This window comes from Sphingomonas asaccharolytica NBRC 15499 (assembly GCF_001598355.1).
Lineage (GTDB): Bacteria > Pseudomonadota > Alphaproteobacteria > Sphingomonadales > Sphingomonadaceae > Sphingomonas > Sphingomonas asaccharolytica.
Genome location: NZ_BCYU01000118.1, coordinates 1 through 8,844 on the forward strand (window position 1 = coordinate 1; position 8,844 = coordinate 8,844).

Annotated in this window: 11 protein-coding genes; all 11 read left to right on the plus strand. The window is 66.5% G+C overall.

Annotated features, from left to right (window positions below; translation table 11 throughout):
* The first annotated feature begins 123 nt into the window (after positions 1-123).
* Positions 124-906, plus strand: a complete 783-nt coding sequence (gene hisN / locus SAS01S_RS20425) for a histidinol-phosphatase (protein ID WP_066812842.1) — start codon at positions 124-126, stop codon at positions 904-906.
* Positions 907-1,141: 235 nt separating this feature from the next.
* The gene (gene rpmI / locus SAS01S_RS20430) at positions 1,142-1,345 is read left to right on the plus strand and encodes a 50S ribosomal protein L35 (RefSeq protein WP_066588206.1); all 204 of its coding nucleotides are present in this window, start codon (positions 1,142-1,144) and stop codon (positions 1,343-1,345) included.
* 13 nt (positions 1,346-1,358) lie between these two features.
* Positions 1,359-1,724, plus strand: coding sequence for a 50S ribosomal protein L20 (gene rplT, locus SAS01S_RS20435; RefSeq protein WP_066812844.1), 366 nt, complete (start codon positions 1,359-1,361; stop codon positions 1,722-1,724).
* Positions 1,725-1,804: 80 nt separating this feature from the next.
* The gene (locus SAS01S_RS20440) at positions 1,805-2,290 is read left to right on the plus strand and encodes a GNAT family N-acetyltransferase (protein WP_157082927.1); all 486 of its coding nucleotides are present in this window, start codon (positions 1,805-1,807) and stop codon (positions 2,288-2,290) included.
* Positions 2,283-3,359: a phenylalanine--tRNA ligase subunit alpha gene (pheS, locus tag SAS01S_RS20445; RefSeq protein WP_066812847.1), complete on the plus strand. Its 1,077-nt coding sequence runs from the start codon at positions 2,283-2,285 to the stop codon at positions 3,357-3,359. The genes SAS01S_RS20440 and pheS overlap by 8 nt, the downstream gene beginning before the upstream one ends.
* 102 nt (positions 3,360-3,461) lie before the next feature.
* On the plus strand, positions 3,462-5,837 hold the full coding sequence (gene pheT / locus SAS01S_RS20450; protein ID WP_066812848.1) for a phenylalanine--tRNA ligase subunit beta: 2,376 nt from the start codon (positions 3,462-3,464) through the stop codon (positions 5,835-5,837).
* The gene (locus tag SAS01S_RS20455; protein WP_066812849.1) at positions 5,830-6,246 is read left to right on the plus strand and encodes a hypothetical protein; all 417 of its coding nucleotides are present in this window, start codon (positions 5,830-5,832) and stop codon (positions 6,244-6,246) included. Before pheT ends, SAS01S_RS20455 begins: the two co-directional genes overlap by 8 nt.
* Positions 6,247-6,324: 78 nt before the next feature.
* The gene (locus tag SAS01S_RS20460) at positions 6,325-6,765 is read left to right on the plus strand and encodes a hypothetical protein (protein ID WP_066812850.1); all 441 of its coding nucleotides are present in this window, start codon (positions 6,325-6,327) and stop codon (positions 6,763-6,765) included.
* A gap of 3 nt (positions 6,766-6,768) precedes the next feature.
* Complete coding sequence (locus SAS01S_RS20465) at positions 6,769-7,515, plus strand: SDR family NAD(P)-dependent oxidoreductase (RefSeq protein WP_066812851.1); 747 nt, start codon at positions 6,769-6,771, stop codon at positions 7,513-7,515.
* A gap of 32 nt (positions 7,516-7,547) precedes the next feature.
* Positions 7,548-8,420, plus strand: a complete 873-nt coding sequence (locus SAS01S_RS20470) for an aldose 1-epimerase family protein (RefSeq protein WP_066812852.1) — start codon at positions 7,548-7,550, stop codon at positions 8,418-8,420.
* A gap of 57 nt (positions 8,421-8,477) precedes the next feature.
* Positions 8,478-8,844, plus strand: a 367-nt coding sequence (locus tag SAS01S_RS20475; protein ID WP_218016347.1) for a hypothetical protein, incomplete at its 3' end; no start/stop codon positions are given.

Here is an 8,844-nt window from a genome sequence, read left to right on the forward strand (position 1 = left end):
GACCCGGTGCACCCGCACGCGGGAGAGGGCTTTAGGCAATACCGCGTCCGCTCAACCTAGCAGTCGCTCAGTGGCCCGCTTCCACCATTGCCGCCCCCTGCGACTCCCCTTAGTGCCACCCCCATGCGCATCACCGATACCGACATCGCCCTCGCCATGGCCCTGGCCGACGCCGCCGGCGCCGCGATCCGCCCGTATTTTCGCGCACCCTTCGACGTCGAGATCAAGGACGACGCCTCCCCCGTCACGATCGCCGACCGCGCCGCCGAACAGGCGATGCGCGCGCTGCTCGCCGCGGAAGCACCGCGCGACGGCATTTCGGGCGAGGAATTCGGGACGACCGAAGGATCGACCGGGCGGCAATGGGTGCTCGATCCGATCGACGGAACGCGGGCGTTCATCGCCGGGCGGCCGTTGTTCGGGACGCTGATCGCGCTCGTGATCGGTGGCTGGCCGGCGATCGGGATCATCGACCAGCCGATCCTCAACGAACGCTGGGTTGGCGCGATCGGCCGCCAGACCCTGTTCAACGGCAAGCCCGCCGCGACGCGCGCCTGCCGCGAGCTGAGCGATGCCTTGCTCGCCACCACCTCGCCGGCGTTATTCGACGATACGCAGCTCCATGCCTTCGAACACCTCGATTCGGCGGTGCGCTCGGTCGTGTTGGGCGGCGATTGCTACAATTACGCCACCTTGGCATCGGGTTGGCTCGACCTCGTCGTCGAAGCGGGTCTCAAACTCCACGACTTCGCCGCGCTCGTGCCAGTGATCGAAGGCGCCGGCGGGCGGATGTGCGACTGGTCGGGCGACCCGCTGACGGCGACCAGCAATGGCGAAGTGGTCGCCGCAGGCGATCCGGCGCGGGTCGAGGAAGTTTTGGAGGCTCTCGCCTGTCGCGGGCATTGATATTCTCACGCGGAGGCGCGGAGAGCGCGGAGTTTTGCTACGGTTACGCGCCGGCAGGTTGTCCACTCTCTTCGCGCCTCCGCGCCTCCGCGTGAATCTGAATCCCCAAGCCGAGGTTGCTTTTCCAAGGACTCACGGCTATGCGCGCCCACTTCCGAGCGATGCGGATGAAGTTTGCCCGGCCATCAAGGGCTGCCGCGGCATGCTTGTGCATCGCCATAGAGAAAGGACCAAAATGCCCAAGCTCAAGACGAAGAGCGGCGTGAAGAAGCGCTTCAAGCTCACCGCCACCGGTAAGCTGAAGCACGGCGTCGCCGGCAAGCGCCACCGGCTCATCAGCCACAACGGCAAGTACATCCGCCAGAACCGCGGCACCACGGTGCTGTCGGACGCCGACACCAAGACGGTGAAGGCCTGGGCCCCGTACGGCCTGAACTGAGGAGCTAGAAGATATGGCACGCGTCAAACGTGGTGTGACCACCCGCGCCAAGCACAAGAACATTCTTGAGCAGGCCAAGGGTTATTCGGGTCGCCGCAAGAACACCATCCGCATCGCTCGTCAGGCCGTCGAAAAGGCCGGGCAATATGCGTATCGCGACCGCAAGGTCAAAAAGCGGACTTTCCGCGGTCTGTGGATCCAGCGCATCAACGCCGGCGTCCGCGCCGAGGGTCTGACCTATTCACAATTCATGCACGGCCTGAAGCTCGCCGGCATCGACCTCGACCGGAAGGTCCTGGCCGATATCGCGATGCACGAAGCCGAAGCGTTTACCGCCATCATCGCTCAGGCGAAGGCGGCACTGCCCCAGGCCGCCTGAGCGACCTGTAGCGAGTGAAGATACGGGGCGTCGGTGGCAACACCGGCGCCCTTTTCTTTTCCGATCCCGAGGAGCAATACGTGGTTGAGTTGAAGGCAATGCAGGACAGCGATTTCGTATGGCTGCTGGGCGAAGGCCCTGCGCCAGCGGAAGCACCCGCGATTTGCGAGGGCGGTGTGGCGCCGGTCGCGGTCGTCGAGCTGATCCGTGGCGTCGCCGCGAAGAATCGCGAGGCGCTGGGCGGCGACGTGGCGTGGCTGGTCGTGGCGGACGGCGAAGCAGTCGGCATGATCAGCTTCACTCGTCCGCACGACGGCAAGCGCCCAGAGATCGGCTATGGCATTGCCGACAGCCGTCAGGAACGCGGCCATGCCACCGGCGTGGTCACCGCCTTGCTGCCGATCCTGCGGGCGCGTGGCTTTGACGGCTTGACCGCGGAGACCGGGGTCGACAATCGGGCCTCGCAAATAGTGCTGGAGCGCAACGGCTTCACCCGCACGGGCGAGCGCACCGACCCCGAGGACGGCGACCTCTATCTATGGACGATCGGATTGAACGATGAGTGATCTCGACCAGCTCCAGCGCGACCTGCTCGCGGCGATCGGCAGTGCCGATCTGGCCGGGCTGGAGGACATCCGCGTCTCGGCGCTCGGCAAGTCGGGCAGCGTGACCGGGTTGCTCAAGACATTGGGCGGCATGTCGCCCGAGGAGCGCCAGACGACCGGCCCGCGCATCCATGCGCTGCGCGAAGCGGTGACCGAGGCGCTGACCGGGCGCAAGGCGGGGCTGGAGCGCGAGGCGCTCGACGCGCGGCTGGCGGGCGAGACGCTCGACATGACCTTGCCGGTGGATGTCCCGGCAGCCGGCACGGTCCATCCGGTCAGTCAGGTGATGGACGAGTTGGCCGAGATTTTCGCCGACCTCGGCTTCGCGGTCGCGACCGGGCCGGAGATCGAGGACGATTGGCACAATTTCACCGCGCTCAATATTCCGGAATCGCACCCGGCACGGGCGATGCACGACACCTTTTACCTTCCCGACCAGCCGGACGGGGAACGCAAGATGCTGCTCCGCACGCACACCAGTCCGGTGCAGATCCGCACGATGGTCGACCAGCAGCCGCCGATCCGCATCATCGCGCCGGGCCGGACCTATCGATCCGATTCGGACGCAACGCACACGCCGATGTTCCACCAGGTCGAAGGACTGGTGATCGACAAGGGGATCACGCTCGGCCATCTCAAATGGACGCTCGAGACGTTCCTGAAAGCCTATTTCGAGCGCGATGACATCGTATTGCGGCTGCGCCCGAGCTATTTCCCCTTCACCGAGCCGTCGGCGGAGGTCGATGTCGGCTACACAATCCAGAACGGCAAGCGGGCGATCGGCGGATCGGACCATTGGATGGAAGTGCTGGGCAGCGGCATGGTCCATCCCAAGGTGATCGCGGCGTGCGGGCTCGATCCCGATGAGTGGCAGGGGTTCGCGTTCGGCTGCGGGATCGATCGCCTGGCGATGCTCAAATACGGGATGGACGACCTGCGCGCCTTCTTCGACGGCGATATCCGCTGGCTCAAACATTACGGCTTCGCGGCGCTCGACGTGCCCACGCTGAGCGGGGGAGTAGGGGCATGACCCATTCTCGTCGCCCCGGCGCAGGCCGGGGCCGCTGCGTGGCAGCGGGAATCGCTCTCCAACCCAACGGCCCCGGCCTTCGCCGGGGCGACGGAAACTAATATGAAATTCACGCTGAACTGGCTCAGGGAGCATCTCGACACCTCGGCCGATCTCGACACGATCGTCGAGGCGCTGACCCGCGTGGGGCTCGAGGTCGAAGGTGTCGACAATCCGGGCGAGAAGCTGGCCGCGTTCAAGGTCGCGCGCGTGCTGACCGCCGAGCGTCACCCCCAGGCCGACAAATTGCAGGTGCTGACGGTCGATACCGGCGACGGCGCGCCGCTACAGGTCGTGTGCGGCGCCCCCAATGCGCGCGCCGGGCTGGTCGGCGTGCTCGGCCTGCCGGGCGCGATCGTGCCGGCCAATGGCATGGAGCTCAAGGTCTCGGCGATCCGCGGGGTCGAATCGAACGGCATGATGTGCTCGACGCGCGAGCTCGAGCTGGGCGACGACCATGACGGCATCATCGAGCTGCCGGCCGATGCGCCGGTCGGGACGACCTTCCCCGATTATGCGGGCCTCAACGATCCGGTGATCGACGTGTCGATCACGCCGAACCGCCAGGATTGCATGGGCGTCCGCGGCATCGCGCGCGATCTCGCGGCGGCCGGGCTGGGGACGCTCAAGCCGCTCGCCCAGGTCTATCGTGTCGAGGCGATCGCGCCGGTCGCGGGCGAGGGTCCGGGCCCCGACGTGCGCACCGACGACACTGCCGGCTGCCCGGCTTTCTACGGCCAGGAAGTGCGCGGCGTGATCAATGGCGCGGCGCCCGAATGGATGCGGCGGTTCCTGACCGCGATCGGGCAGAAGCCGATCTCGGTACTGGTCGACATCACCAATTTCGTCTCGGTCGATCTCGGACGGCCGCTGCACGTCTATGACAAGGCCAAGCTGTCGGGCGGGCTCGTCGCACGGCGCGCCAAGGCGGGCGAGCAGGTGCTGGCGCTCAACGGCAAGACCTATATGCTCGACGAGACGATGACGGTGATCGCCGACGATGTGGCGGTGCATGATATCGGCGGCATCATGGGCGGCGAGCATTCGGGCGTGTCCGAGACGACCACCGACGTGGTCATCGAATGCGCTTATTTTGATCCCGACCATATCGCGCGGACCGGGCAGAAGCTCGGGCTGACCAGCGATGCACGGCAGAGGTTCGAGCGCGGGGTCGATCCGGCGTTCCTCGACGACGGACTGGCGATCGCGACCAAGCTGGTGCTCGATCATTGCGGTGGCACGCCAAGCGGGATCACGCGCGCCGGTGAACCGCCACTCGAGCCGCGCGCGATCAAGTACGATCCGTCGCGAGCCGAGACGCTCGGCGGCCTCGCCGTCGCGCCCGAGCGACAAAGGAATATCCTCGAACGCCTCGGCTTCGCGGTCGACGCCGACTGGCAAGTCACCGTGCCGACCTGGCGCCGCGACATCGATGGCGCGGCCGATCTGGTCGAGGAAGTCATCCGCATCGAGGGGATCGACAAGGTCCAGCCGGTGCCGCTCGACCGCGCGCCCGGCGTGGCACGTCCGACCGCGACTCCCGAACAGAAACTCGAACGCAAGCTGCGGCGCGCTGCGGCCTCGCGCGGGCTCGACGAAGCGGTGACCTGGAGCTTCCTGAGCCAGGCCGAAGCCGATGCGTTCGGCGGCGGCGCGTGGAGCCTGGCCAATCCGATCAGCGAGGACCTCAAGGTCATGCGCCCGTCGCTGCTGCCCGGCTTGTTGTCGGCGGCGGCGCGTAACCTCAATCGCGGCGTAGGCAGCGTGCGCCTGTTCGAACTCGGCCGGCGCTATCTCGCCGAGGCCGAGCGCCCGACTTTGGGCGTGGTGCTGGCGGGCGACCGCCGGCCGCGCGGCTGGCAAGTCGGCAAGGCGCAGGGGTTCGACGCGTTCGACGCCAAGGCCGAGGCGCTGGCGCTGCTTGCCGCGGCGGGTGCGCCGGTCGACAATCTGCAAGTGATGGGTGACGCGGGCGAGACCTGGCATCCCGGCCAGTCGGGGACGTTGCGGCTGGGCCCGAAGACTGTGCTCGCCGCGTTCGGCATGCTCCATCCGTCGACCGCCAAGACGTTCGACCTCGATGGCCCCGTCGCCGCGGTCGAGCTCTATATCGACGCGATCCCGGGCAAACGGTCGGCCGGCTTCATGCGCCCGGCCTATGCGCCGCCCGCGCTCCAGGCGGTCAAGCGCGACTTCGCTTTCACCGTCCCCGCCGGCCTGACCGCCGACGCGCTGACTCGCGCGGTGCGCGGATCGGACAAGGCCGCGATCACCGCCGCGCGCGTCTTCGACCTGTTCGAGCGCGATGGCGTCAAGTCGATGGCGATCGAGGTGACGCTGCAGCCGAGCGACAAGAGCTTCACCGATGCCGATCTCAAGGCGGTGGCCGACAAGGTCGTCGCCGCGGCGACGAAGCTTGGCGCGACACTACGTGGTTAGCGCACTTGCCCTTCTGTTGCTTGCGGGGGCCGGGCAGGCAGCCGCCCCGGCCGACGTCAGTCTCTGCGATATATCGCGCAATCCCGAGCGCTACGTCGGGCGGCCGGTTCACACGCGCGCCGACCTGATTGACGTGACCCCTCACGGCTGGTTTCTCGAGGACGGCGACTGCGATGCGATTGTGGAGTTTGGCGGCTACACCGATGACGTCACCGCACAACGCATGATGAACATCCTCACGCCGTGGACCCTCCGATCGGGGCCGGGGGGACATCTGTATATCTCGGTGACGGGATTGGTTTCCGTGGGAAAGAACGAGGCGGGCAGAAAAACGCCCTACTTCGCGATCACGGATATCGATGCAGCCGAGCTGACGACGAAGCATCGCAACCTGTCTGCTAAGGACTGAACACGTGGGTGCAGCCCTGATCAATGGCGCAACCTCGGACATCGGCGGAGCGGCGGTGGCCGGAGTGGCGCGCGGGCGATGAAGATCGATAGTTTCCTCGTCGGCTTTACCGCGCTCCATGAGGAGCCGGGCGATGTCTACACGCCGATCCTGCTGCCTGGCGATTTCGACCCATTCGAGCGGCAGGCGCGGTTCACGCAATATATCGACGCCGAACTGCGGATGACCGGGCTCGGCAGCGCCGGCGGCGGCAGCGCGATCCAGTTCCTCGATGAAGACGGCGATGACGATGACGAGGGCGGCGACGACCAATGGCGCGTGCTTTATTCGATCATCGACACCGACGTGACCGACCTCGACGCCGGACGTGCGCTGATCCGCGTCCAGCTGGCGGAACTCGGTTGCCCGGCCGGTACCTTGCTGCAATTCGACGATCGCGAGGACCGCTGGGACGGCGAGCGCTGGCATCTAGCCGAAGCACGGTCGATCGATGAAGAGAATTTGGACCCGAAGGAGTAGACGATGCGCACTGTGCTGATCACCGGCGGAACCTCGGGCATTGGCGAGGCAGCAGCACGCGCGTTCGTTGCCGCCGGCTGGCGCGTGATCGCGACCGGTCGGCGCAAGGAGCGGCTCGATGCGTTGGTCGCCGAGCTTGGCACCGACAAGGTGCATCCCGCGGTGTTCGACGTGCGTGACGAAGCCGCGCGCGATGCCGCGCTCGAGGCGCTGCCCGCCGAGTTCCGCGCAATCGACCTGTTGATCAACAATGCCGGGCTCGCGCTCGGCACCGCACCCGCGCAATCCGCCTCGCTCGATCAATGGAAGACGATGATCGACACCAACGTCACCGCGCTGGTGTCGCTGACCCGCAAGCTGCTGCCCGCTTTGGTCGAGCGCATGGGCGCGATCATCAACATATCGTCGGTGGCGGCGACCTATCCCTATACCGGCGGCAATGTGTACGGCGGCACCAAGGCGTTCGTGCACCAGTTCAGCCTGGGACTGCGCTCGGACCTCGCCGGTACCGGGGTGCGCGTGACCTCGATCGAGCCGGGTATGGTCGAGACCGAATTCACCCTGGTCCGCACCGAAGGCAACCAGGAAGCATCGGACAAGCTCTATGGCGGCGCCAATCCGATGACCGGCGAGGATATCGCGAACACGCTGCTCTGGGTCGCCCAGCTGCCACCGCACCTCAACATCAACACGCTCGAACTGATGCCGGTCAGCCAATCGTTCGCCGGATTCCAGGTCGCGCGCAGCTGATCGTCACGATTGATCGAGTGGGAGGAAGCGCCATGGCCGAAGACCTGATCGAGATCGGCAATGACCAGCTGTCGGCGGCGATCAATCCGCTCGGCGCCGAGCTCACGCATTTGCGCGATGCCGATGGCCGCGAGCTGATGACTGATGCCGACCCGGCCTATTGGACCGGCCACGCTCCGATCCTGTTTCCGATCATCGGGCGGTTGAACGGCGACACGCTGCGGCTCGATGGCCGCGACTATGCGATGAAGCAGCACGGCTTCGCGCGGCATGAAACCTTCGACCTCGCCGCACACACCGCCACTAGCGCGACGTTCCGTCTGACCGCCAATGACGAGACGCGCGCATGCTATCCGTTCGAGTTCGTGCTGGAGGTCGGCTTCTCGATCGACGCGGCAACGCTGGCGATCGACGTGCGTATCGCCAATCCCGGCAGCGCGCCGCTCCCCGCGAGCCTGGGCTTCCACCCCGCTTTCGCCTGGCCCTTGCCTTATGGCCGCCCGCGCGCCGAGCATCGCATCGCCTTCGCCGCCGACGAGCCGGGCGACATTGTCGAGCTTGCCGGCGGGTTGTTCGCGGCGAAGCGCCGATCGCCGCTCGATGGCCGCATCCTCCACCTCGCCGACGACCTGTTCGCCCAGGACGCGCTGATCTGGGATCCTGTCGCGTCGCAAAGCGTGATCTATGGCGCAACCGACGGCCCGCAACTCAAGATCGATTTCCCCGACACACCTTATCTCGGCATCTGGACCAAGCCTGGCGCGGCGTTCGTCTGTGTCGAGCCGTGGCATGGCCATGCCGATCCGGTGGACTTCACCGGCGATTTCCGGACCAAGCCGGGGGTGTTCGAGATTGCGCCGGAAGCGGACTGGACGTGCAGGATGGCGATAGCGCTCGAAGCCTGACGCCTTGCCGATGGCCCGGCGCTCGCCATATCGCGTGGGACACGGAGGGGATCGGGGATGCTGATCGCGCTGATATCTTTATGGGCCGCGCTGCTGATGGCGCAAGGAACGCCGATCGGGAATCGTCTGCATCGCGCGCTGGTCGAAGCGCCCGCGCGACGCTTGTCGCGGATCGGCCGCGGTCACATCCTGTTCGGGCTGCTCACTCTCTCCATCATCGTCAGCGTGATCTGGCTGCTCGACAATGACGGGCGGATGCTCGTCACGATGGGGCTGCCCGATTTCCTGGGCTTCGCCACGGCGATCGACCTGTCGGCGTTGCTCGATCTTGCCGCGGTAGCAGTGATCGCGGCGACGACGATCCGTTTCCGCGCCGCCGGCGCCTGGATGCGGCAGAAGATCGCGCCGCGCCGGCCGCGCGCCC